18 protein-coding genes are annotated in these 24,526 nt (G+C 73.0%); 7 read left to right on the forward strand and 11 right to left on the reverse strand.

What is annotated here, in order from left to right; all coding sequences use genetic code 11:
* The first annotated feature begins 16 nt into the window (after positions 1-16).
* Entirely contained in the window at positions 17-1,144 is a 1,128-nt protein-coding gene (gene wecB / locus ACQPZK_RS17390) for a non-hydrolyzing UDP-N-acetylglucosamine 2-epimerase (RefSeq protein ID WP_433533964.1), read from the forward strand.
* Positions 1,145-1,271: 127 nt separating this feature from the next.
* Complete coding sequence (locus ACQPZK_RS17395; RefSeq protein ID WP_433533965.1) at positions 1,272-2,744, forward strand: acyltransferase family protein; 1,473 nt, start codon at positions 1,272-1,274, stop codon at positions 2,742-2,744.
* 66 nt (positions 2,745-2,810) lie between these two features.
* On the opposite strand, the gene ACQPZK_RS17400 is transcribed toward ACQPZK_RS17395, so the two are convergent.
* Complete coding sequence (locus ACQPZK_RS17400; protein WP_433533966.1) at positions 2,811-4,664, reverse strand: adenylyl cyclase; 1,854 nt, start codon at positions 4,662-4,664, stop codon at positions 2,811-2,813.
* Between the two features lie 157 nt (positions 4,665-4,821).
* Between ACQPZK_RS17400 and ACQPZK_RS17405 the strand changes: the two genes are divergently transcribed.
* The gene (locus tag ACQPZK_RS17405) at positions 4,822-5,274 is read left to right on the forward strand and encodes a hypothetical protein (protein WP_433533967.1); all 453 of its coding nucleotides are present in this window, start codon (positions 4,822-4,824) and stop codon (positions 5,272-5,274) included.
* A gap of 223 nt (positions 5,275-5,497) precedes the next feature.
* Here the strand turns inward: ACQPZK_RS17405 and ACQPZK_RS17410 are convergent, their stop codons facing one another.
* Positions 5,498-6,172 (reverse strand): maleylpyruvate isomerase N-terminal domain-containing protein, encoded by a 675-nt coding sequence (locus ACQPZK_RS17410; protein ID WP_433533968.1) that lies wholly within the window; start codon positions 6,170-6,172, stop codon positions 5,498-5,500.
* Complete coding sequence (locus ACQPZK_RS17415) at positions 6,165-6,761, reverse strand: DJ-1/PfpI family protein (protein ID WP_433533969.1); 597 nt, start codon at positions 6,759-6,761, stop codon at positions 6,165-6,167. The genes ACQPZK_RS17410 and ACQPZK_RS17415 overlap by 8 nt, the downstream gene beginning before the upstream one ends.
* 53 nt (positions 6,762-6,814) lie before the next feature.
* Between ACQPZK_RS17415 and ACQPZK_RS17420 the strand changes: the two genes are divergently transcribed.
* Positions 6,815-7,756 carry a GlxA family transcriptional regulator gene (locus ACQPZK_RS17420; RefSeq protein WP_433533970.1) on the forward strand — a complete coding sequence of 314 codons (942 nt, stop codon included), beginning with the start codon at positions 6,815-6,817 and terminating at the stop codon, positions 7,754-7,756.
* A 68-nt stretch (positions 7,757-7,824) separates the two neighbouring features.
* Here ACQPZK_RS17420 and ACQPZK_RS17425 read toward each other — a convergent pair whose 3' ends face one another.
* The gene (locus ACQPZK_RS17425) at positions 7,825-8,658 is read right to left on the reverse strand and encodes an alpha/beta fold hydrolase (RefSeq protein ID WP_433533971.1); all 834 of its coding nucleotides are present in this window, start codon (positions 8,656-8,658) and stop codon (positions 7,825-7,827) included.
* Between the two features lie 111 nt (positions 8,659-8,769).
* On the opposite strand from ACQPZK_RS17425, the gene ACQPZK_RS17430 reads away from it, so the two are divergent.
* Positions 8,770-11,811, forward strand: a complete 3,042-nt coding sequence (locus ACQPZK_RS17430; protein ID WP_433533972.1) for a BTAD domain-containing putative transcriptional regulator — start codon at positions 8,770-8,772, stop codon at positions 11,809-11,811.
* A 31-nt stretch (positions 11,812-11,842) separates the two neighbouring features.
* Here ACQPZK_RS17430 and ACQPZK_RS17435 read toward each other — a convergent pair whose 3' ends face one another.
* The 7 genes from ACQPZK_RS17435 to ACQPZK_RS17465 form a co-directional block, all read right to left on the reverse strand.
* Entirely contained in the window at positions 11,843-12,397 is a 555-nt protein-coding gene (locus ACQPZK_RS17435; protein ID WP_433533973.1) for a dihydrofolate reductase family protein, read from the reverse strand.
* A 73-nt stretch (positions 12,398-12,470) separates the two neighbouring features.
* A complete protein-coding gene (locus tag ACQPZK_RS17440) occupies positions 12,471-13,049 on the reverse strand; it encodes a hypothetical protein (protein ID WP_433533974.1) in 579 nt (192 codons plus the stop codon).
* 17 nt (positions 13,050-13,066) lie between these two features.
* Positions 13,067-14,899: a S9 family peptidase gene (locus ACQPZK_RS17445; protein WP_433533975.1), complete on the reverse strand. Its 1,833-nt coding sequence runs from the start codon at positions 14,897-14,899 to the stop codon at positions 13,067-13,069.
* Entirely contained in the window at positions 14,900-16,678 is a 1,779-nt protein-coding gene (locus ACQPZK_RS17450) for an N-acetylglutaminylglutamine amidotransferase (RefSeq protein ID WP_433533976.1), read from the reverse strand.
* Positions 16,679-16,776: 98 nt separating this feature from the next.
* Positions 16,777-19,443, reverse strand: a complete 2,667-nt coding sequence (locus ACQPZK_RS17455; RefSeq protein ID WP_433539243.1) for a glutamate--cysteine ligase — start codon at positions 19,441-19,443, stop codon at positions 16,777-16,779.
* A gap of 223 nt (positions 19,444-19,666) precedes the next feature.
* Complete coding sequence (locus ACQPZK_RS17460; protein ID WP_433533977.1) at positions 19,667-21,052, reverse strand: cellulase family glycosylhydrolase; 1,386 nt, start codon at positions 21,050-21,052, stop codon at positions 19,667-19,669.
* Between the two features lie 111 nt (positions 21,053-21,163).
* Entirely contained in the window at positions 21,164-22,027 is an 864-nt protein-coding gene (locus tag ACQPZK_RS17465) for a hypothetical protein (RefSeq protein WP_433533978.1), read from the reverse strand.
* A gap of 158 nt (positions 22,028-22,185) precedes the next feature.
* On the opposite strand from ACQPZK_RS17465, the gene ACQPZK_RS17470 reads away from it, so the two are divergent.
* Positions 22,186-23,163 carry an aldo/keto reductase gene (locus tag ACQPZK_RS17470; protein WP_433533979.1) on the forward strand — a complete coding sequence of 326 codons (978 nt, stop codon included), beginning with the start codon at positions 22,186-22,188 and terminating at the stop codon, positions 23,161-23,163.
* Between the two features lie 344 nt (positions 23,164-23,507).
* Complete coding sequence (locus ACQPZK_RS17475) at positions 23,508-24,431, forward strand: RNA polymerase sigma factor (protein ID WP_433533980.1); 924 nt, start codon at positions 23,508-23,510, stop codon at positions 24,429-24,431.
* Positions 24,432-24,526 lie beyond the last annotated feature (95 nt).

The following is a 24,526-nucleotide window of genomic DNA, read 5'->3' on the forward strand; positions in this document are numbered from 1 at the left end:
GACGACACGAGAGGTCATGATTCTCGCCGGCACCAGGCCGGAGGGTGTGAAGACCGCGCCTCTGATCCGCCGTCTCCTCGATGATCCGAGGTTCACGGTGCGGGTGGCGGACACCGGCCAACAGCCGGGACGCGTCGCCGAGGCACTCCTCCCGTTCGGCCTCCGCCCCGAGGTGAGCCTGCGTCCACAGCGACGCATCGGCTCGCTCGCGGAGTTGGCGGCGGCCCTCATCACGGGGGTCGACGACCTGCTCGCACACCACCGTCCAGCGGCGGTCGTGGTGCAGGGGGACACCACGACCGCCCTGGCCGGCGGAACGGCCGCCTTCTGGCGGCGTATTCCGATCGTCCACCTGGAAGCCGGCCTGCGGACCAACGACCTGGACCGGCCGTTCCCGGAGGAGGCGAACCGCGCGATGCTCGCCCGGATCGCCGCGCTGCACCTTGCGCCCACGGACGCCGCCCGGGCGAACCTCCTGGGCGAGGGCATCGCCGCCGAGGCCATCGCGGTGACCGGCAACACCGTCGTGGACGCGCTCGAGGACCTCATCGAGCGCGGCGCGGCCCGGCCACCGGCCTGGGTCGAGCCGACCCGCCAGCTGGTGGTGGCGACCGCGCACCGCCGGGAGAACTGGGGCCAGGGGGTGGCGGCCACGATAGACGGGTTGCGCCGCCTGGCACGGCAACGCCCCGACGTCCAGGTCGTCATGGTCGCCCACCCAAATCCCCGCCTCAGCGCCGAGGTCAGCGCGGGCCTGGCGGGCATCGCCAACACGCGGGTCACCCCGCCGCTGCCCTACCCGCAGATGGTCGGGCTGCTGCGGATGGCAGACCTGGTCGTCACCGACTCGGGCGGGCTCCAGGAGGAGGCGGCCACCCTGGGAGTGCCGCTGCTGGTCACCAGGGACACCACGGAACGGCCGGAGGCCCTGGCAGCGGGTCGGGGTGAGCTGGTCGGCACCGATCCGGAGCTGCTGCTGTCGGCGGGTCTCCGGCACCTCGCCACACCGCGCGCCTCGGCGATCGGCTCACCGTTCGGCGACGGACGGGCCGCGGAACGGTGCGTCGCCGCCATGGCACGGCTCCTGGACGTGTCGGCTCGGCGCGTCACGCAGGTCCGCCGGACGGTCGGCGCCGCCACCTGACACACCCAGATTCGGACAATCGTTAGAATTCTGCGACAAACCTCCTCAGTCACCTGATAATTGACCCATCGATCGGCAGCGTTCCGGGCCGAGGTTCTCACTGGTCAGTGATCGAAGGAGTCGTCAGGTGCAGGCGTTGGTCAACGGGCAGCAGTCCCCGACTCTGCAAAACAGGTTCTCCGCCCAGCACAACGCCTTCGGGGTGCTTCGCCTGGCGATGGCCTGTGGCGTGATCATCGCGCATGCCGGTCCACTGGGCTTCGGCCGCGCGAACATCGGCGCGGCCACGTTCGGCCGGCAGAGCGACCTCGGCACCATGTGCCTGTACGGCTTCTTCCTGATCTCCGGCTTCCTCATCGCCGACAGCGCCCTGCGCTCCACACTGCGCCAGTACGTGCGCGCCCGGGTGCTGAGGGTCTTCCCCGGGTTGTGGGTCTGCCTGCTGGTCACCGCGTTCGTGTTCGCCCCGCTGGCGGCGCTCTACGAGAACGGCAACCTGAACGGATTCTGGGGGCACCCGGACGGTCCGTTCGACTACGTCATGACCAACGTCCTCGCCTCGATGGAGCAGTTCCCCATCTCCGGGCTTCTGGCCGACACCCCGTACGGACAGATCGTCGGCGGACCGAGCGCCTTCGACGGATCACTGTGGACACTGCGGTACGACCTGGCGCTCTACGCCGTCGTCGCCGTACTCATGGTGACCTCGGTGCTGCACCGCTCCCCCCGCGCGGTGCTCGTGCTGGCCGGCGGTTGCTACGCCCTGATCCTGGCGGACTTCTTCGCGGCGCCCGACTGGAGCTCCCGGCCACCCCAGCACGGCGCGGTCGGGCCGTTCCCGTTGATCGGGGCGTTCGCCGCGGACTGGACGTTGATGCTCGGCTTCCTGTTCCTGCTGGGAGCGGCCGCACGCCTCTACGCACACCGGGTCCCCATGAACTCCACGCTGGCCGTGCTGGCCGGCGTCACGCTGGTCGGCTCGCTGTGGCTGGGCGGATTCTTCGCGGTCGGTCTTCCGGCGTTCGCCTACCTGGTGCTGTTCGCGGCGGTCGCGCTGCCCAGGCGGTGGTCCCGCATCAGCCGCCGGAACGACTACACGTACGGCATCTACATCTACGGCTTCCCGGTGCAGCAGATGGTCGCTCTGCTCGGCGGCACCCGGTTCGGGATCGTCGGCTACATCGTGCTGAGCCTGCTCGGCAGCGTCCTGTGCGCCGCGCTGTCCTGGCACCTGGTGGAGCGTCCCGCGCTCGGGTTCAAGACCGGCAGCGGACGCGCCCGGCACCGGGTCGCCAAGCAGGCCGCCCGTCAACGTCCGCAGCGCGCCGCCGGCGCGGGGGGCGCGCGGAGGGCCGAGGCACGCCCGTCGACCGGCCGGCACCAGGCCGGCGCGCGACACAGCCGGTCGACGCAGCCGATCCCGAAGGCGGGAGCCGCGGCGCGCCGTGCCAACCGGTCCCGTACGCCGGACCTGACGTTCCTGGTCTCACCGGGCCGGGCCACGAAGGCGACCGCGCCGGAGAGCACGATACCGGGCATCCCGGCCATGACCGCGCCTCCCGAGCGGGCGCAGACCGCCGCCACCACGTCGCCTGAGTGACCCCGACGCGACACGGGGGCCGGAGCCGTACGCCGGCTCCGACCCCCGTTGGTACGCCCGGAAGCGTTACGAAACCGGGAACTGCGCGAGGTAGATCGGCACGCCGACCTTCGTCATGTCGGCCGCGTCGCCGACGCCGTTGACGACGTGGTCGATCGTGCCCGCGCTGAGGTTGACGGTCATGATGTGGTGCAGCCGCACACCCGGCCGGTTCGGCACCTCGAAGCCGTTCTCGGTGTGGATCGACGGGTTGTTCTGGTTGAACACGTACACCCCACCGCCGTAGAGGTCGTGGTGGCGTACCCGGTCGCCGACCTTGTAGCCGGCGTAGCCCTCGACCGGGCCGTTCATCCACTCGGCCTGCGTCGGCGGGTCGTACGGCAGCTCGTTCTGGTAGAGCACGGTGGTGCCGTGCTCGCCGTTCCAGACGGTGTTGTAGCGCTGGAAGTGCTCGACGAACAGGCCGGTGGCGGTCACGTGGTCGCCGTTGATGACCGCGCCGTAGCGACCGGTGTTGGTGCGCCAGCGATCGGTATCGCCGTTGACGCCCTCGGTGAAGCCCTCGACGCCGTGGTCGCCGCGCCACACCCAGGTGTGGTCGATGAGCACGTTGTCGCTGTTGACCTCCAGCGCGGTGTCCGTCCGGCCGATGTGCGGGCCGCCGACCCGGAAGTACACGTCGGACAGCGTGGTGGGGTTGGCCGCGCTGCTGTGGTCGTGGCCGTGCTGCCGGCCCACCCGCAGCAGGACCGGCGACTCGACCGTACCGGCGTCGATCGTGACGCCCGCGACGATCACGCCGGGAACGTTCGCGACGTCCAGCGGGACCGCGCCGTTCACGGCCGTGAGGGTGGCGTGACCGATGCCGAGGACCACCGTGTTGGCCCGCCGGATCTCGATGCTCCGGGCGATGTCGTAGACGCCGGGGGTGAGCAGCAGGTGCTTGCCGCGCGCGAGCTGCGCGTTGATCACGCGGACCGGATCCGACGGCTTCGCGATGAAGAAGTCGTCGATGCCGAGGGTGCGTCCGGGCGTCATGCCGTCCGCCCACGAGACGCCCCGGGTGTCCCGCTGCGCCGCCGGCACCCGCACGTTGTAGTGACCCTTGGCGTCCACGAACAGGTACGGCTTCTCCCGGCTCACCGGCGTCGTGTCGAGGGTGGTGTACGGCGGGTCGGGGAAGGTCGCGTCGTCCGGCGCGCCCTCGACACCCGCGAACACCTGGTTCCACACGGCGTTGGACCACCCGGCGACCTCGCTGTTGCGGGTGAGCCACTGCTGCTGGGAGCCGTTGGTGGTGGCCGGCAGCCGCGAGTCGGCGATGAAGCCGCCACTGGCGTACTGCGGGCCGGCCGTACAGTAGTCCATCAGGGACAACCCGCCGCCGGTGATGTTGAGCCGGCGCATCGAGACCGCCTGGGACACGGCCCAGAAGTTCGCCGTCGAGCGGCAGCCGTCCTGGCCGGCGGCGTTGACGGTGAGCGACAGGTTCGACAGTGTGCGCCAGAAGTTGACGAGCGCGAGGCAGTTGCCGGTGCCGCCGTCGGCGAGGCAACGGTTGTAGACCTCGATCTTGCCGTTCACGGCGACGTCGGTGGGTGACGCGCCGAGGCCGGAGACCTCGGTGTAGTAGCCGACCTTGGCCTGCAACGGCTGCTCGGCCGTGCCGTACGCGCCGGGCTTGAACAGGTACGCGTGCCGCTCGGTGCCCATCTCGCTGTCGACCTGGCGGGCGTGCGCGGCGTCGAGGGTCTGCTGAATCTCCCCGAACGGCATGGACGGGTCGAAGATGGTCACGTTCGGCCCGAAATCGGGTGCGCCGTGCGTCGGGCGACCGGCGCTGGCCGCGGTGCCGCTCACGGTGACGGCGGCGGTCACCAGCAGCGCAAGGGTGAAGGTACGTCGGGACGGGCTCGTCATGTGGTTCGTCCTATCCACTGGGCGGACCATGGGCGCACTCGACGGTGAGAGCGCTCTCTGACCCCGTTTCTACCCGGTCGACGCTCCGTACGCCATCGACCCGGTCGACGATGTCCACCGGGAGGGCGAGAATGGACCGGAACGCGGGGAGGCGCCGATGCGGATCGACTCGTTGCCCAAGGTGGACGAACACACCATCCTGATCGCGGCCGAACCGCACGACGTCTGGCCGCACCTCCTGCACGTGGTGCAGGAGACGTTCGACGGGCCCACCGTGACCGCGTACGCCCGTCTCGTGCGCGCCGCCGACCCCGTCGCGTCCGGGCCACGGCCCCTCGCCGAGGGCTCGACCCTGCCCGGCTTCCACGTGGAGACCGCGCACCCCGCTCGGGAACTGGCGCTGCGCGGCAGCCACCACTTCTCGACGTACGCGCTGACGTTCCGCGTCGAACCGGTCGAGCCGGGACGGACGCGCCTGCGCGCGGAGACCCGTGCGATCTTCCCCGGCCTGGCCGGCGGCCTCTACCGACAGCTGCTCCTACGGTCCGGCGGCCACGTGCTCGGCGTACGCCGAATGCTGGCCGGAGTCCGCCGCCACGCCACCCCCTAGCCGCGCGCCACACGCCGCTTCCGTGCGCCGTGCGCCGTGCGCCGTGCGCCGCGCGCAAGATCCTCACAACATCCGGGATGTTGCTGCCTCAGCCGCGCCGGAAGCAGCAACATCCCCGAAGTTGCTGCCTCACCCGACGGCCGGAGGCCGGGCGGGCCGGGGGCGGGCGGGCCGGGGGCGGGCGAGCCGGGGGTGGGCCGGGGTGGGGGCGGGCCGGGGTGGGTCAGCCCAGGGTCAGGCGACGCAGGCCCAGGTGGTCCAGGGCGCGGCGGTCGTCGGCGGTGACGGGTTCGCGGCCCGTCGCCCTGCGCAGGAGGGTGATCGGGTCTCCGGTGGCGTCGACCGCGACCTGCCACTGTGGGCCGAAGAGCAGGCGCAGCAGGTGTTCGGTGGCGGCCGGGGTGAGCCACGGCTCGCAGGGCACCGCGTCGGCGACGTCGAGGCCGTGCAGGGCCACCTCGACGAGTCGGGTGGTCAGGAAGTCGGAGAGCAGCATGGCGTCGCCGTGCCGGGTCCGGACCACCCGGTCCGCGGGCTCCGTGCGGCACACCTCGACGATGGTCCGCCCGGCGTCCGCGAGATCCCGCACCAGTGTGGCCGCGTCCGGGTCGGCCGCGCGGCGCTGCGCCGTCCGCACCCGCTCGTCGTTCGTGTCGTCGCTGAACCGTCCGTCCGCGCGGTAGTAGCCCGCCGCGGTGGTCCCGGCCCGCTCGGGAGCGGGCGCGGCCACCATGTCCGGCACCCGCGAGAGTACGACGATGACGTGCCCCACCACGTCACGTACCCGCCACGGGTCGCAGCGCGTCGGCCGCTCCCACCCCGACGGCGGCATCTGGTCCAGGGCACCGGCGAACGCGCCGATCTCGCCGGTCAGGACGGACAGGGAATGGTCAGTCATCGTCCACCATTCTGCCGCCGACGCTTCCGACCGCTCGTTGGTACTCGATCGTCGCGGCGACCCGGTCCGCGGTGGCGACGCCCCTCTCGCGTTCCGTGATCCAGAGGGCCAGGTCCAGCCCGGCGGAGAGCGCGCCCGCCGTGATGCGGTCCCCGTCGTCGACCACCCGCTGGTCGAGGACCGTGACACCGAACGCCCGCAATTCCTCGTACGCGTTGCGGTTGGTGGTCGCGCGCCGGCCGGTCAGGAGTCCGGCGGCGGCGAGCAGGAGACTGCCGGTGCACACCGACGCCATCCAGCGCGTCGCGGGTGCGAGCTCGGCCAGCCGGGCAGGCAGCACCCCGTGCTGCGCCTGCGCCCAGGACCCCGCCGCGGCCCGGTTCAGCCAGCCCCCACCCGGTACGACGATGCCGTCGGCCGGCCCGAGCACCGTCGGCAGGTGCAGGTCCACGCCCCGCATGCTGCGTACCGGGCCCGGCCGCTCGACCGCGACCAGCTCGACGGCGAACCCCGCCATCGCCAGCACCTCGAAGGGGCCGAACACGTCCAGTTCGTCGAAGCCGTCGAAGACCACGATCTCTATTCGCACCGGGTCAGGATCTCGTCCGTCCGTCGGCCCTGACGAGTGGCATTCTTGCCACCGTGCACAAGCAATCCGCCACGCACCGGGTCGCCGTACTCGCCCTGCCGCCCGTCGTCGCCTTCGACCTGACCATCGCGACACATGTCTTCGGTCACGAGGGGCAGGGCCGGTACGCGACCACCATCTGCTCCCCGGATGGCGGCACCGTGCCGACCACGACGGCGGGACTCGGCATGACGGTCGACGCCGACCTCGAGGCCGTGCGCCACGCGGACACCGTCCTCGTGCCCGGCTTCAGGCGTGGACCCGCGCCGGTCCGAGCGCTCGACGCCCTGGTCGCCGCGTACGAACGGGGTGCTCGTGTCGCATCGATCTGCACCGGCGCCTTCGCGCTCGCCCAGGCGGGGCTGCTCGACGGCCGCCGGGCCACCACCCACTGGGTCCACGCCGCGGCACTGGCCCGCGAACACCCCAGGGTCACCGTCGACGCGAACGCGCTGTACGTCGACGAGGGCCGGGTGCTGACCAGCGCCGGGCTGGCCGCCGGCCTCGACCTGTGCCTCTACCTGGTCGGCCGGGACCACGGCCAGACGGCGGCCATCGAGCGCGCCCGCGTCATGGTCACACCCCTGCACCGAGCCGGCGGTCAGGCGCAGTTCATTCCCCTCCAACCGACCGACGACAGTGACCTGGCGATGGTCACCGAGTGGGCGACCGCCCACCTGCACCTGCCACTGACCGTCGCGGACCTGGCCCGACGCGGCCACCGGTCCACCCGTACGCTGCACCGCAACTTTCGGCAGCACTTCGGGATGAGCCCACAGACCTGGCTGACGCAGCAACGACTACGTGCGGCGTGCGGCCTGCTCGAAGACGGCACGGTCACCATCGACGAGGTGGCCCGACGGACCGGGTTGGGCACCGCCACCAACCTGCGAGCCCACTTCCGCCGGGCCTTCGCCGCCACTCCCACCGCCTACCGCCGGGCCTTCAACCCCTGAAGCCAGCCCCGCCCACCTCCTCCCCCGCGATCTTGCACTTTGTGTCGGCGTTCTGCGGCATTCGCGCCCTATGCCGCCACAGAAACTGCAAGATCGCGGGGAGGAGCGGGGGTGGGCGCGGAGGGAGGCGCGGGGGTGGGCGCGGGGGTGGGGTCTTCTAGGAAGTCGTCGATCATTGGGGTTAGCCAGTCGGCGCGGTGGGGGATCGTGGTGTGGGTGGTGCCGGGGAGGATGGCCAGGCGGCAGGCGGGCAGGCCGGTCAGGTCGCCGGGCACCGCGCCGCCGAGCAGTCGGAACATGCGTACCGCGTGTTCGGGCTGGACGATGTCCGAGTCGGCCAGCACGATCATGGTGGGTACGGCCAGGGCCGCGATCTGCTCGGGCGTCCACCGGGGCAGGTTCGCGTCCAGCACCTTCATCTTGGTGACCAGGTTGGCCCAGCCCGTCGGGTCCGGGGCGGTGCGCAGATACTCCTCGTGGAACTCCGAGCCGTGCAGGTGCTCCGGTCGCAGGTCCTGGATGCCGTCGAGCAGCCCGGGGTGCAGGCCGGCGTCGTCGAAGCTCACCGAGGCGAGCACCAGCCGTCCGACCCGCTCGGCGTGGTGGGTGCCCAGGCGCAGCGCCACGGCCGCGCCCATGCTCCACCCGTACACGTCGGCCCGGGCGACACCGAGGCGGTCGAGCAGTTCGACCACGTCGGCGGCGAAGTGCTCGACGGTCAGTGGACGGTCGGTGTCCAGGGTGTGGCCGTGCGCCTGCAACTCCACGGCGATCACCCGCCGCGACCGGGCGAGGAGCGGCAGGATCGTGCCGAACGAGGTGCCGATGGCGGAGAGCGCGCCGTGGATGAGGACCAGCGGCCGGCCCTCGCCGTTGCCATGAAACTCGTGGTAGATGTCCATGCCCACACGGTGCGGCAGCCCGCTTACGGTCCGCTTCAGGTCGGCTTACCGGCGTTCGGAACTGTGCCGAAGCCTGCGCGGTCCGACCGGGGACGTCGATACCGCCCTAAGATGACCGCCGTGCAGTTCGGGGTGCTCGGGCCGCTCGCCGTCACCACGGACGCCGGCGAGCCGGTGGTGGTGCCCGGCGCCAAGGTCCGCGCCCTGCTGGCCGATCTGCTGACCAACCGCAATCAGGTCGTCTCCGCCGACCGGCTCATCGACGACCTGTGGGGCGACGACGCCCCCGCCAACCCCATCGGGGCGCTTCAGGTACGGGTGTCCCAGTTGCGCAAGGCGCTCAACGACGCCGAACCGGGCGCCCGCGACCTGGTCGAGTCCCGCGCTCCCGGCTACCTGCTGCGGGCCGCCGCGATCGACGCCGACCGGTTCACCGAGCTGGCCCGGCACACCGACGTCGGCCCACTGACCGAGGCGCTGGCGCTGTGGCGGGGCGACGCGTACGCCGACGTGGCCGACGCCGAGTTCGTCCGCGCCGAGGCGACCCGCCTCGCCGAGCAGCGTCTCGCCGTGCACGAGCGGCTGGCCGAGGCGCGGGTGGCCCGGGGTGAGCACGACCTGGCCGTCGCCGCCCTGGCCGAGCTGGTGGCCCGAAATCCCCTGCACGAGGGGCTGCGGGCGGTGCAGCTCCGCGCGCTGTACGCGGCCGGCCGCCAGTCCGAGGCGCTGGACAGCTACACCGACCTGCGGGACCGGCTCGCCGAGGAGCTGGGCCTCGACCCCAGCCCGGAACTGGCCGCCCTGCACCGCCGCATCCTCGAACAGGACGCCGGCCTGAGCGCGCCACCGAAGGCCGCGATCATCCGTAACAGCCTGCCGGCGCAGCTCGACGAGCTGGTCGGGCGGGCCGAGGCGGTGACCGAGCTGCGCGCCCTGCTGCCCGGGCAGCGCCTGGTCACGCTGGTGGGGCCGGGCGGTGTCGGCAAGACCCGACTGGCGACCGAGGCCGCCCGTACCCAGTCTCCGCCGGACGGAGTCCTGCTGGTCGAGCTGGCGCCGCTGCCGGCCGGTGACCCGGGCGTCGCCGAGCAGGTGCTCGGCGCGCTGGACGTGCGCGAGTCCGCCGGCGCCAGCGTGTCCCCCACCGACCGGCTCGTCACGGCGCTGCGGCAACGGCGCCTGCTGCTGGTGCTGGACAACTGCGAACACGTCGTCGAGCCGGCCGCCGCGCTCGTCGCCCGGCTGCTGCGCGACGCGCCCGGGGTGCACGTGCTCGCCACCAGTCGGGAGCCGCTCGGGCTGACCGGGGAACTGCTCTGGGACGTACCCCCGTTGTCGTTGCCCCCGTCGGACGGCGACCCGGACGCGGTCCGGCGCTCGGCGGCGGCCCGGTTGTTCGCCGCCCGCGCCGCCGCGCAGCAGCGCGGATTCCGTCTCGACGAGCGGACCGCGCCGGCCGTCGCCCAGCTCTGCCGTCGCCTGGACGGCCTGCCGCTGGCCCTGGAGCTGGCCGCGACCCGGGTCCGCGCCCTGGGTGTGCACGGGGTGGTGGAACGACTCGACGACCGGTTCCGGCTGCTCAGTACGCAGCAGCGCGACGTGCCACCGCGTCAGCGGACGCTGACCGCGGTGATCGGCTGGAGTTGGGACCTGCTCGACGAGGCCGACCGGCAGGTGCTCGCCCGGCTCGCGGTGTTCCGCGACGGCTGCACGCCGGAGGCCGCCGAGCTGGTCTGCCGCACCGACCTGGACGCCCTCGCCCGGCTGGTGGACCGGTCGCTGGTGGTGTTGGACGACTCGCCGGAGGGCCCGCGCTATCGCCTGCTCGAATCGGTCGCCGCGTTCTGCGTCGACCGCCTGGACGACGCCGACGACGTTCGGACGCGGCACGCGGCCTACTACACCGAGCTGGCCGAGCGCGCCGACCCGGAGTTGCGCGGACCCGAGCAGCGGCGGTGGCTGGCGCTGCTGGACGCCGAGACGGCGAACCTGCGCGCGGCACTGGCCCACGGCGGCGGGCTACGACTGGCTGTCGCGCTGAGCTGGTACTGGTATCTGCGCGGTCGGCTCACCGAGGCGGGCCGGGCGCTCGCCGTTCCCGGCGACCCGGAACAGGAGCGCAGAGCGGCCCCCTGGCGGGTCGGGTTCGCGCTGCTGCGGGGCGCGGCGGTCGCGCCGGCGGACGTCCGGGCGGCGGTCGCCGGCGATCCGGGCGGCCGGGGCGCGTGGTTCGCGGCGAACGCGCTGATCGAGCACAGTGACCTGGCACTGGCCATGGAGCTGATGCCGGCGGACGTCGACACGTGGACCGAGGCGGCCGTGCTCGCCTCGCAGGCCAAGATCGCCCACGTCGCGGGTGACCAGGCGACCCTGGAGCGTACGGCGACCCGCAGCGCGACGCTCTTCGCCGAGATCGGCGACCGGTGGGGCCGGCTTCAAGCCACCGAGTGGGTGGGCGGGCTCGCCGAGATGCGCGGCGACCACGAACGCGCCGCCGCGCTGCACGCCGAAGGGCTGCGCTGGGCGCAGGAGTTGCGGCTCTGGCCGCAGGTCGGCACCGAACTGTCCTGGCTGGCCTGGCTGGCGGTGCAGACACGGGACTACTCGCAGGCCCGGGAGCTGGCCGAACGCGCGTACCACCTGGCGGTGGAGCAGGACGCCCCGGGCGCGCTGGTCTTCGCCGAGCTGAGCCTCGGCTTGGCCGCCCGCCGCGACGGCAAGCTCGACCTGGCCGTCACCCACCTCGGCAACCTCGCCGAACGGGGACGCGCGGAGGCCCAGCCGGCGCTGTACCTGCCGCCGGTCCTGGTCGAGCTGGGGCACGCGATCGAGCAGGGTGGCGACCCGGACGCCGCGCTGGCCCTGCACGTCGAGGCGTTCGAGGCCGCCGAGGCGATGGCCGCGCCGCGCGACGGGATCTTCGCGCTGGAGGGGATGGCGTCGGCGGTGCGCGTGCCGGAGGTCGCGGCCCGGCTGCTCGGCGCGGCGGCAGCCGCGCGGCTGGCCACCCAGGCGCCGTGCGCGCCGGCCGAACGCGACGAGGTCGACCGCGTGACCCGGCGGGTCCGGGCCGCGCTCGGGGCGGACCGCTTCGACGCGCTTGTCGACGAGGGCACGAAGCTGAGCCCGGGCGAGGCCCGGGCCCAGCTCTAAGGCGACCGTCGGGCGGCGACCCCGACGACGGTCAGGCGGCGCTCTTCGGCCGGTACGTCGCGACGATCACGCCGCTCTTGTGCACCCGGGTGTCGACCAGGTCGAACGACGCCGTGAAGTCCGCCAGCGGCGTCGTGACGCTCGGCGCGCCCTGGAGCACCGGGTGGATCCAGAAGCGGACCTCGTCCACCAGGCCCGCGTCGACGAGCTGGGCGGTGACCGAGCCGAAGCCGTACTGGATGATGTTCCTGCCGTCCTGGGCCTTGAGCGTGCGGACCGCCTCGACCAGGTCGCCCTGGAGCACCTCCGTGTTGTTCCAGGTGGGGTCGGTGAGGGTGGTCGAGGCGACGTACTTCTTGACGTTGTTGAAGTAGGCCGCGCCGGTGCTCGGGTCGCTCTCGTCCTGCTGCGGCCAGGCCACGGACATCCCGTCGTAGGTGGCCCGGCCCATCAGCATGGCGTCGGCGGCGTCGGTCAGCTCGCCGGCGAGGCCCATGGCCTCCTCGTCGAAGTACGGCGCGGTCCACATCGGGTTCTCGATGACGCCGTCGAGGGTGATGTAGGTCGAGTTGACGAGCTTGCGCATCGGTATCTCCTGGGTGTCGGTCGTGTTCTCCGGTGACACCCAGAACCCTGCCGGGCCCCGCTTACGATTCGCTTCAGGTGCCCTTGCGCGGGTCCGAAAGCGGGCCCGAAAGCGGGTCCGACAGCGGCTCGACCAGCGGAATCGGCAGCGCCTGCGTGGCCGCCGTGCCGCCGCCGGCGGAGTGTGCCGGCGCGGGCCGCTCGCCGCCGCGGCTGTGCAGGCGTCCCCGCCCCGCCGGTCCGGAACGTCGGGTGACCTCGACGGTCACCATCGCCACCGGTGGCGGCGGAACGGTGAATCGGCCAACGCCCCAGCGCACCCAGATGGGAATCCGTCCGGCGTCCGCCTCCGCGGTCAGCTTCTGCACCGTACGGGCCCGGTCGGTGTGGTCGACCTCCACCACCACCGGCGGCCCGTCCGGGCGGGCGCACGCCACGTCGAGGACCGAGTGCCGCTGCTGCATCGGCGGCGGCAACGGCAGCACGCTGGGCGCCCGCCGGTAGACCCGCCAGCCCTGCGCGCGCGCCCACCGCACCACCGCGTCGATCACCAGCCCGGTGACCTCGTCCGTGTCCAGGTCGACGAAGGTCAGCTCGGCGAGGGACCGGCCCAGGTCGGCGGCCAGCCGCTCACCCTGCGCCGTGACGTCCACCGGCGCAGGATAACGCCTCAGCCGAGGGTGATGACCGTCGTGGCGAGGTGCCGGGTCAGCCATGAGGTGGTGGCCGTACGCGCCGCCTCGGCGTTGTCGCGGGCCAGGAAGTCGTGCCCCTCACCGGCGAGGACGAGGTGCCCGTGCGGTACGTCCCGGGCGGCGAGCGCCTGCGCCACCTGCTCCGACTCCCCGGCCGGCACGTTGGTGTCGTTCGCGCCGTGGATGAGCAGCACCGGCACGTCGAGCTGGTCGATGCGGGTCATCGGCGACAGGTCCCGCAGCAGCTCGGCGTCGCGCACCGGGTCGCCGTACTTGCTGACGGCGGCGGCGGCGATCCACGGCTCGGTGCCGGCGTAGAAGGTGCGGAAGTCGGAGATGCCGCACTCGGCCACGCCCGCGGCGAACAGGCCGGGGAAGTTCACCAGCACCGCGAGTACCAGGTAGCCGCCGTAGGAGCGGCCCAGGCAGCCGAGGTGGCCCGGGATCGCGACACCGCTGTCGACGAGGTGCTCGGCGCACGCCGCCACGTCGGCGATGGCCCCGTAGCGGCCGGCGAGGTTGTCGGCGGTGACGAAGGAACGGCCGAAGCCGGACGAGCCGCGCACGTTCGGCGCGAACACCGCGATGCCCTGCGCCACGAGGGCCTGGAACAGCGGGTTGTAGCCGGGCCGCTCCTGCGCCTCGGGGCCGCCGTGCAGGCTGATCGCCGTCGGCCAGGGGCCCGGGCCGGCCGGGCGGTAGAGCCAACCGGACAGCGGCAGTCCGTCGTGGGCCCGCAGGTCGACCAGTTGCGGCGCGACCCCCGCGCCACTCGTACGCGCGGCGTCGGTGTCCGGCCGCAGCGGGCGCGGATCGCCGATCGCCGGGTCGACCAGCCAGACCTCCCGGGGCTGCACCGGCCCCTGAGCGGTGAGGCAGAGCAGGTCACCGTCGGCGGCGAAGACGGCGTCGCCGAGCACCTCGCCGGGGGCGGTCACGGCGCGTTGGACGCCACTGGCGAGATCGCACAGGCTCAGCTCGCTGCGCCCGCCGTAGGTGTTCCACAGCAGCGCGGCCCGCTCACGCCGGGCGTCGAGCGCCACGTGCTCCAGCTCCGCGTCCGGTCGCGCCGCGACGCGCGTCGGGGCCAGCGTCGGTCGCGCGAGGTCGACGCGCACCAGCGCCGCCAGCTCCGAGAACGCGTCGGTACGCGCCAGCACGCTCCCGTCGGAGCCGAACCAGCCCTGCTCGGTGCTGCCCCGACCGGTGTCCGGCAGCAGGCGTACCCGGTCGCCGGTGGTCACGTCGAGCAGTTCCAGCCAGCGGGCGTTGCGGGGGCCCCGGCGCAGCAGGGCGGACGCGCCGTCGTCGGTGACGTCCAGGAGGATGAGCAGGTCGTCCTCGGCGAGCACCCGCCGGTGCCCGGTGTCGACGTCGACCAGCACGGCGGCGCCCCGCTCGGCGGTCTCGGTCACCGCCATCGACGCGCCTCCGGGCAGCCACCGGGACAGGCTCGCGCTGCGGCGGCCGAAGCCGGCGACCTGGCGGCGTTCGGTGCCGTCCGGGCGCAGCACCCACAGTTCGGTGCGGGGCGCACCGCCGGGCGCGACGACGATGGCCAGCCACCGCCCGTCCGGTGACCAGCTCACCGACAGGACCGGCTCGTCGCCGCTGGGCAGCGCGACGGCCTCGGCGGCGTCCACGTCGCGGACCCAGACGGCCGGGGTTCCGGCCCGGTCGGACACGTACGCCACCCGCCGGCCGTCGGGCGACGGCGCGGGCGCGAAGTCCTCGCCGGGAGGCAGGGTCACCGTCGGCCGGTGCCGCGCGGGGCGGGTCCGGCGCGGCACCTCGGTCCGTACGCTCATCTAAACCCCGATCCGCTGCAACCAGAGCTCCAGCAGCCCGAGCTGCCAGAGCGCGTTCGATCCCAACGTGGTCCGCTGGGCGTTCGGCGTGTCCAGCAACTCCTCCAGGTAGTCCTTGCGGAACAGGCCGCGCTCGCGGGCCGGGCGCGCGGTGAGCGCGTCCCGGACGTCGTCCAGCAGCGGACCGGAGAGGTGCCGGATGGCCGGCACCGGGAAGTAGCCCTTGGGCCGGTCGATGACCTCGTCGGGGACGATGCCCCGGCTCGCGGCCTTCAGCACGCCCTTGCCGCCCAGGGCCAGCTTGAGCGCCGGTGGGCAGGCGGCGGCCAGCTCGACCACCTCGTGGTCGAGGAACGGCACGCGGCCCTCCAGGCCCCACGCCATCGTCATGTTGTCGACCCGCTTGACCGGGTCGTCGACGAGCATCACCAGGCTGTCCTGGCGCAGCGCCGCGTCGAGCGCGGTGTCCGCGCCCGCCGCGCCGAAGTGGGCGGTGACGAACTCCAGGCTCGCGTCGTGGTCGAGCATCCACTCGGGCGCGAGGTGGCCGGCCAGCGCGTCGTGGCGACGATCGAAGAACACCCGGGCGTACGCCTCGACGGCGTCCTCGCGGGCGACGTTGGCCATCGGCGGGTACCAGTCGTAGCCGGCGAAGATCTCGTCCGCGCCCTGGCCCGACTGGACCACGGTGATGCGCTTCGAGACCTCCTCGGAGAGCAGGTGGAACGCCACGCAGTCGTGGCTGACCATCGGCTCGCTCATCGCCGCGATGGCGTCGTGCACGGCCGGCACGAAGCGGGCGGCGTCGATGCGGATCTGCTGATGGTCGGTGCCGAAGTGGCGGGCGATGAGGTCGGAGTAGTGGAACTCGTCGCCGGTCTCCCCCGCCGCCGCCTCGAAGCCGATGCTGAAGGTCGCCAGGCCCGTCTGGCCCTGTTCGGCGAGCAGGGCGACGATCAGGCTGGAGTCGAGACCCCCGGAGAGCAGCACGCCCACCGGCACGTCGGCGACCATCCGCCGTCGTACGGCGGTGCGCAGCGCCTCCATGATCCGTTCCTGCCACTCCTCGGCGGACATGGCCGGCGCGGCGGCGCGGGTGAACTCGGGCCGCCAGTAGACGGTGTCGGTGCTGCGCCCGTCGGCGGTGATCACCCGCACGGTGGCGGGCGGGAGTTTGCGGACGCCGGCCAGGATGGTGCGCGGCGGCGGCACCACCGAGTGGAAGCTCATGTAGTGGTGCAGCGCCACCGGATCCAGGTCGGTGTCGACGTCACCGGCGGCGAGCAGGGCCGGCAGCGTCGACGCGAAGCGGATGCGGCCCGGCGTCTCGGACAGGTAGAGGGGTTTGATGCCGAGCCGGTCGCGGGCCAGCACGAGAGTGTGCGTGGCCAGCTCGACCAGGGCGAACGCGAACATCCCGAACAGCCGCTGGACGCAGGCCGTCCCCCACCGGTGGTACGCCTTGAGGATCACCTCGGTGTCCGAGGTGGACCGGAACGAGTAGCCGGCGGCGGTCAGCTCGTCGCGCAGCTCCCGGTAGTTGTAGATACAGCCGTTGAAGACCAGGGCGAGGCCCAGCTCGGCATCGACCATCGGCTGGGCGCCGGTGTCGGACAGGTCGATGATGCGCAGCCGACGGTGCACGAGCGCGGCCGGACCGTGCTGCCACCGCCCCTCACCGTCCGGGCCGCGGGAGGACAGGACGGGGAGCATCCGCTCCAGGGCCGCCAGGTCCGGTGACGCCCCGTCGAGGCGGAACTCGCCTCCGATACCGCACATGGCACACACCTCTCATCGGCTCGTTCCGCGCGGGCCGCTGACCGGTCCAGGCTTGGTGGACCCGGTTGCGGCCCGATGACATCCATATCAAGCGTGGGTTACACCGAGGGTTCTCCGGCTCCGCCGAGCAGCCAGGTGTCCTTCGACCCACCTCCCCGCGACGAGTTGACGATCATGCTGCCGGCCGGCGCGACCCGGGTCAGGGCCACCGGCGCCACCTCCGCAGTCTCGCCGAGGAACACGAACGCCCGCAGGTCAACGTGGCGAGGCGCGAGAGCCGTACCGTCGAAGACCGGGTGGGTGGTGAGCGTGACCATCTCCTGGGCGATCCACCGGTGTGGGGCGGCGAGGATCTGGTCCCGGACGGCGTCCAACTCCTCCGCCTCGGCGCGCGGGCCGATCACCACGCGGTCGCCGCCGTACCCGTCGACCGGCTTGAGCACCAGCTCGCCCAGCCGGGCCAGCACCTCGGCGCGCTGCTCGGGCACCCCGCACAGGTACGTCGGCACGTCGCCGAGCAGCGCCTTCTCCCCGAGGTAGTACTCGATCAGCCGGGGCACGTACGCGTACAGCGCCTTGTCGTCCCCGACGCCGTTCCCGAGCGCGTTGGCCAGCGTGAGCCGCCCGGCGTGCACCGCCGCGAGCAGCGGCCAGCCCAGCGGCACACCGTCCGCGCCCGGGGCGTGCAGCAGGGCCTCCTCGTCCATCCGCAGGTAGATCACGTCCACCGGGCTGCGGTGCCCCTCGGAAACCATGTGCACGCGGCCGTCCTGGACGAGCAGGTCACCGCTCTCGGTCAGCGGCACACCCATCTCGTCGGCGAGCAGCCGATGCTCGAACCAGGCCGGGTCACCCGGGCCGCTGCTGAGCACCACCACGGCGGGATCGTCGGCGGCGGCCGGCGCGGCGGCGACCAGCGCCCGGCGCAGCATCGCCGGTGTCTCGTCGGCGGGCAGCAGGTCGTCGGGCACCGGCAGCTCCGGCAGCACCGCCCGGGTGAGCCGCCGGTTCTGCACCGCGTAGCCGATGCCCGAGGGCACCCGCAGGTTGTCCTCCAGCACGTACCAGCCGCCGTCGGGGTCGCGGACGAGATCGGTTCCGGACACCTGGGCCCGTGTGCCGTGCCGGCCCATGAGCGCGCCGGTCGGGCGCAGCCCCGGCGAGGACTCCACCACCCAGGCCGGTACGACCCCGTCGGCCACCACGGCCCGGTCGGCGTACACGTCGCGCAGGAACGCGTCGAGCGCGCGGGCGCGCTGCACGAGGCCGGTGCGCAGCGTCCGCCAGTCGTCGGCGGGGACGACCCGGGGCACCAGGTCGACGGGGAAGAGCCGGGTGCTGGCCTCGCCGGCCACGCTGAACGTCACGCCCCGGGCGCGTTGTTCCTCGTCCCGGTCGTGCTCGCGTTGACGCAGGCCGGCGGCCCCGAGGGTGCGCAGGGCGGCGAGCAGCGGACGGTACGCGGGCGTCGGCCCCGCCGGGCCGAAGACCTCGTCGCCGACGTCGGTGTACGTGGACAGCGCGGGCGATGTCGACGAGCCGGACAGAGTCGGGCGCACCCGACCCCGGGTCTCGTCGAGCAGCAGGTCGACCACGTCGGCCAGCCGGCCCCGCCGCTCGTACGCCCGCCGCTGCCGCGCGGCGGAGCTGCCCCGCTCCAGCGCGTACCGGGCCAGCTCGCTGACCTGCTCCCAGTCCCCGGTCGCCTCCAACTGGGGGCGCAGATCGGTCACCAGGCGACGGATCGCCTCGGCGGCCGGCACCGGCCGGGCCGAGCGGGGCAGGTCGAGCAGGTCGCCTTCGAGGCCGGACCGGGCGGCCCGCCACACGGCGGCACGCAGCACCGGCGGGCGGACGGCGGTGCGCTCGACCCCGGCGCGCAGGGCGGCGACCTCCCGCCGCACGAGCGCCCGGAACAGCCCGGTGAGCAGGACGATCGTCTCGACGTCGGCGTTGGCGTCGGTGATGCGCAGCTCGACGGTGGGCACGTGCGCCGACGGCCGGACGTCGAAGTAGATCATGGCGGGGTCGGTGATGGTCTCGGACGAGATCAGCTCGGCGACGAGGGCCTCGTGGTCGGCCGCGCTGGTCACCTCGCCCGGGTCGCCGGCCGTGGGCCAGCGCTGCCAGACCAGCGAGCGGACGCTGGCGTAGCCGCTGTCCTGGCCCATCCAGTAGGGCGAGCTGGTGGAGAGGGCGAGCAGCGCCGGCAGCCACGGCTGGACGCGGCGGGTGACGGCCACCGCCAGGTCGCGGTCGGAGACGCCCACGTGCACCTGCGCGCCGCAGATCAACTGTTCCCGGGCGAGCAACTGGTACTCGTCGACCATCCGCCGGTAGCGCGAGGTCGGGGTGACGCTCGGGTCGCCGTCGGCGCGCAGCGGCACCGTACCGGCCGCCACGATGCCCAGCCCGATCCGGTCGGCGACCTGGACGGCCGACTGACGCAGCCGGGTCAGCTCGGCACGGATCTCGTCCAGGGTGCGACAGACCGCGGTGTTGGTCTCCACCACGCTGCGGTGCAGCTCGGCGGTGAACGACGTGGCCGGCAGCCGGTCGAGCAGCTCCCCGGCCCGGGGCACCAGCTCCCGCGTGTGCAGGTCGACGACGTGGAACTCCTCCTCGACACCGAGGGTGGCGAGGTCCGCCGGGTCGTCGTGCCCGGGCGGGGCCGGAGCGGGACGGGACGCGGGCACGGCCCGGCCGTTGCCGGACCGGTCCACCGGCCCGTCGAACGTGGCCGCGTTGGTGGTGTTGTCGACCATGGTCACCCCGGTTCGCGTGTCGGTGGTCTCGACTGTCCGACGAGCGTTCCCAGGCTTGGTACCGGGGGTGTTTCCGGCGCGTTAAGGTGACGCGCCGTTCCGCCTCGTGGTCACCGGCTCTCTGATCACCTTCGGACAGCGACGAGCGGCGTGCCGCCGGGTCATCGTTCTGACTCCGCGGCACACCGCTCGTCCTTTGTACGAGCCGCCCGGGGCGGCCGCGTCAGCGCATGTTGGCCACCACGAACGGCGCGTGGCCGTGCAGGTAGTTGTTCCAACCGCCGGTCACGGGCGCGCCAGGGCTGAGCAGGTTGGTGGTGTCGGTGCCGACGTCGAGCTTCCAGGCGGTCCAGGAGATGCCGTTCGCCCTCATCCAGTCGATCCAGGACTGCGCCTCCGGCAGGCAGGCCCGGCCGTCGAGGCCACCGTCGGCGTTGCTGGCGCCCCACTCGGTGACGAACAGCGCCAGGCCGGCCCTGATGGCCGCGTCGCCCTTGGCGCGCAGCGACGCGCCGTGGGTGCAGGAGTAGAAGTGCAGGGTGTACATGAGGTTGGTGCCGGAGAGCGGGCTGGCCGCGGCGGCGTCCACGTCCTGCGACCACGTCGGCGTCCCGAGCACCACGATGTTGTCCGGGTCGGCGGCGCGGATCGCGGAGACCACCGCCTGGTGGTACGGCTTGATGACGCCGGTCCAGCTGAACTGCAACGGCTCGTTCCACGTCTCCCAGATGACGTTGGGCAGGTGACCGTAGCGTCGTGCCAGGTCACCGAAGAACGCCACCGCCTGGGACTGGTTGTTCTGCGCCTCGTGGGCGTGCCAGTCGACGATCACGTACACCCCGGCGCTGACCGCGTTGTTGATGATGGTCTCCACCTGTGCCCGCGCCTTGTTCGGGTCGCTCAGGTACGCCCCGGCCGGCTCGACGCCCATCGCCGCGCGGATCACCTGGAGGTTCCAGTTGTCCCGCATCCATCGCAGCGCCGACAGGTTCTCGGCGTAGGGAGCGGTCTCCCAGTTGAGCCACATGCTGCTGATGCCGCGCAGTTGCACCCGGGCGCCGTTCCGGTCGCACATGGTCGTGCCGCAGACCCGGAGCTGCCCGTACCGCTCGACCGGCGTGCCGGCGGTCGGCGGCGGAGTCGTGGGCGGTGGGGTGGTCGGGGGCGGGGTCGTGGGTGGCGGGGTGGTCGGGGGCGGGGTCGTGGGTGGCGGGGGCGTGCCGCCGGAGCAGGACACGCCGTTGACGGTGCAGTTCACCGGCGTGCCGGAGCCGTTGACGAGGAAGCCGAACGAGGTCGACGCGCCGGCGCCGAGCGTGCCGTTCCACGACACGTTGCTGAACGTGTAGTGGCTGCCGGAGGTCGCCTGCTGGGCGTTCCACGACTGGGTGATGCTCGACCCGGACGGCAGGTCGAACTCGACGCGCCAGCCGCTGATCGACGCGGAGGTGTCGTTGGTGACCGTGACCTGGCCCTGATAGCCACTGCCCCAGCTGTTGGTCACGGAGAACGCGGCGGTCGCCGCGCTGGCCGGCGTGGCGATCGTCGCGACCGCGCCGGCGAGCAGGCCGGCGACGGCCAGCGACGTGACAAGTCTCAGTGTGCGCATGCGGAACCCGCTTCGGATCGACGGTGATGGTCTGAGGCGGGGCGGCGCCTTCGCGCACAGTATCGATCAGTGACGATGTCAGGCAAGCCGAGCCGGACGGATCACCGCCGCTCAGCGCCGCCAGCCCCAGCGACGCGAACCGGCCGTGCCCCGCGATCCACCCTTCTCCCGAGCCAGCATCTCGGCCGCCACCCGCAACTTCTGGGCGGGCTCCGCGGCGGCCGGACCCAGCGTCTCGACGAACCGGTTACCCATCGACAGCACCAGGGCAGCCCGATCCAGGTCCCCGATCAGGACCAGGCACTGGGCGTACACCCCGTAGGTGTTGGCCATCTCCCAGAACGACAGCGGACGCGCCATGTCCAGCAGCCCCTGTCGTAGCTCACACGCCCGTGACGCCGCCAGCGCCGCCTCCTTCGCGCCCTCGGCCGACGACGGCCGGGTCAGGTGCCGGTGCAACAGCGCCACCGCCTGGTTGTGGTAGGCCGTCCCCATCGCCTCCCGGGTCCGTGGGCCGGCGGACGGCGGTGATCCGGCGGAGGTCAGGCCCACCGTCACGGCACGCTCCAACAGGTCCCTCCGGGTGGCGGGCTGACCGGCGGCGAACGAGACCTCGGCCAGATCCACGAGCGCGGTGATCAGTTCGGCCAGGGCATCGTCCCGGGGTGCGGCGGCGATGCTCCCGCCCTCGGCCGCCACGGCGTCGTACACCCGCTCGAAGACGACGACCGCCTCGCCGCCGGGCGCCATCGCGTCGGCGGCCCTGCCCCGCGCGGACAGCAGCATGCTGTGCCGCCACAGCGCCCGGGCCAACTGCTGCTGGTCCTCCCGCGCCGCCCGACCCGGCCCCCGCACGGCCTCCCGGTACGCCTCGATCACCTGGCCCCACAGCCGGTCGGCTTCCGCCCACGTCTCCTGTCGGGTCGAGCGCTCCCGCGCCTGCTCGAACAACCGTCGTCGCTCGTCCGGCCCCATGCCGCCCACCGCCCTTCGTGTCAGCCCCCAGCCCACACCACCAAAAGCAGTGAGCATTGTCGATTCTAATTGGGGCCGATCGTCACCACCCGAGCCCACGCCGTCCACCGCCGATGCGCCGTCCGGCGGGTGGCCGGCAACGGTCGTAGCGTGGGGGCATGCGAACCACCACGCTGGGCAGTGCGGGGCCTGAGGTCGGCGTCATCGGTCTCGGGTGCATGGGCATGAGCCACGGATACGACATCACCGGTCCTCGCGACGACGACACCTCGATCTCCGTGATCCGGCAGGCGCTGGACCTGGGCGCCACGCTGATCGACACGTCCGATGTGTACGGGCCGTACACCAACGAGGAGCTGGTCGGGCGGGCGCTGACCGGCGGCCACCGGGAGCGGGCCGTGCTGGCGACGAAGGTCGGGCTGGTCGCGGCGTCCCCGACGGGCGGCCCCGGCAACTCACCGAAGCTCGGCAACAACGGCCGGCCGGAGCACATTCGCGCGGCGATCGACGACAGCCTGCGCCGCCTCGGCACCGACCACGTCGACCTCTACCAACTGCACCGCGTCGACCCGGACGTGCCCATCGAGGAGTCCTGGGGCGCGATGGCGGAGGTCGTCGCGGCGGGCAAGGCGCGACAGATCGGCCTGTCCGAGGTGACGGTGGCCCAGATCGTGCGGGCTCAGGCGGTGCATCCGGTGGCGTCGGTGCAGTCCGAGCTGTCGCTGTGGACCCGGGACCCGCTGACCGAGGTGCTGCCGTACTGCGCCGCGCAGGGCATCGCGTTCCTGCCGTTCTCTCCGCTGGGTCGTGGTTTCCTCGCCGGCCGGTTCGCGTCGTTCGACGACCTGCCGGCCGACGACTTCCGGCGCGGCCTGCCGCGCTTCCAGCAGGACGCGCTGCGCGCCAACCTCGCCATCGTCGGCCGGGTCCGGGAGATCGCCGACCGGGCGGGCGTCAGCCCCGCGCAGGTCGCGCTCGCGTGGGTCGTCGCGCAGGGGGACCGGGTCGTTCCGATCCCCGGTACCAAGACCCCGAAGTATCTGGTGGACAACTGCGCGGCGGGCGACGTGCGGCTCGACGCTCAGAACCTTGCCGACCTGGATGCCCTGCCCGCTCCCGAGGGCGGCCGCTACTGAGCGACACCGACGCGGCCGGTCGTTGCCCGGCTGTCGTCGCTCGCGTCGGGTCGCCGCTGTGGGCCTGCCGGTGCCAAGATCCGCGCAACTTCCCTGTTGTTGCTGCTTCCCGCGCGCGGGAGGCAGCAACAACCCTGATGTTGCGCGGATCTTCGGGCCCAAAAGGGGGGTTGGGGTGTGATTGCCCCGTAACGGCGCGACATTGGAGACCGAAGTGCTGCGCCGGCGGCCCGGCGTCATCGGCCGGGCCGCCGGGCCGCCGGGCCGCGACGCCCGGTCCGCCTCCCGCCGTACGCTTGGTGAGCAGCCATGTTCAGAACGGGCGTTTCGGGGAGGAACTGGGCATGACGGTGAGTGACGCCGATCTGGTGGCGCTCGCGCGGACCGGGGACGCCGCTGCCCTCGGCGTGCTGCTGACCCGCCACGAGGCGAGCATGCGGGCGGTCGCGGTGAGCCTGCTCGGCTACGGACCGGATGCCGAGGACGCCGTGCAGGACGCGATGGTGGTGGCGGTGCGGCGGGTCGGCGAGGTCCGCGACGCGGCCGCCGTCGGCCCGTGGCTGCGCGCGATCGTCCGGAACAACGCGCGGATGACGCTGCGCGGCCCGCGTCCGACGCCGGTCGCCGACCCGGAGTGGTTCGCCCATCCCGCCACCGACCCCACCCTGGAGGAGGCGCTGGACTCCGGCGCGCTGCGCGACTGGGTGTGGCACGCCGTGGGCGCGCTGTCCGAGCCCGATCGCCTGGTCACCATGCTGCGCTACTTCAGCGACGCCTCGTCGTACGAGCAGATCGCGGCCGTGTGCGGTGTGCCGGTCGGCACCGTCCGCAGCCGGCTCAGCCACGCTCGGCGGGCGCTCGCCGGCGGCCTGCGGGCGGCGGCGACCTCGGCGCACGCCGACGTGCGCGCGGAGGGCGACGCGCGGTGGCGCGAGGGCGTCGACATGATCGCCACGGCGATGCGGGGCGACTTCGACCGGGTGGTCGAGGACAGCTGGTGGCCGGACGCCCGGATGATCGTTCCCGGCGGACCACGCGGTGGCCGCGACCTGGCGGTCCGGGGCATGACCACCGATCTGCGAGCGGGGGTACGACAGCGGCTGCGCAACGTCGTGGCCAGCGGCGACGTGCTGATCTGGGAAACCGACCTCATCAGCCCGCCGGACGACCCCGAGCACTGCCCGCCGTCGGCCCTGTGGTTGCAGGTGCTGCGCGACGGCCGGGTGCGCCAGCTCACCCTGTTCCACCCCGTGCCGGCGCGAGGCTGAGAAAAGGTCCGTACCGAGCGAACTTTCCCCTCGGCCCGCGCATCTGGTTCCCGACAGCCACTGGTTACCGTCGCGGCACACGCCGCACGGGTCAC

This window comes from Micromonospora sp. CA-249363, assembly GCF_050950185.1.
Taxonomy (GTDB): domain Bacteria; phylum Actinomycetota; class Actinomycetes; order Mycobacteriales; family Micromonosporaceae; genus Micromonospora.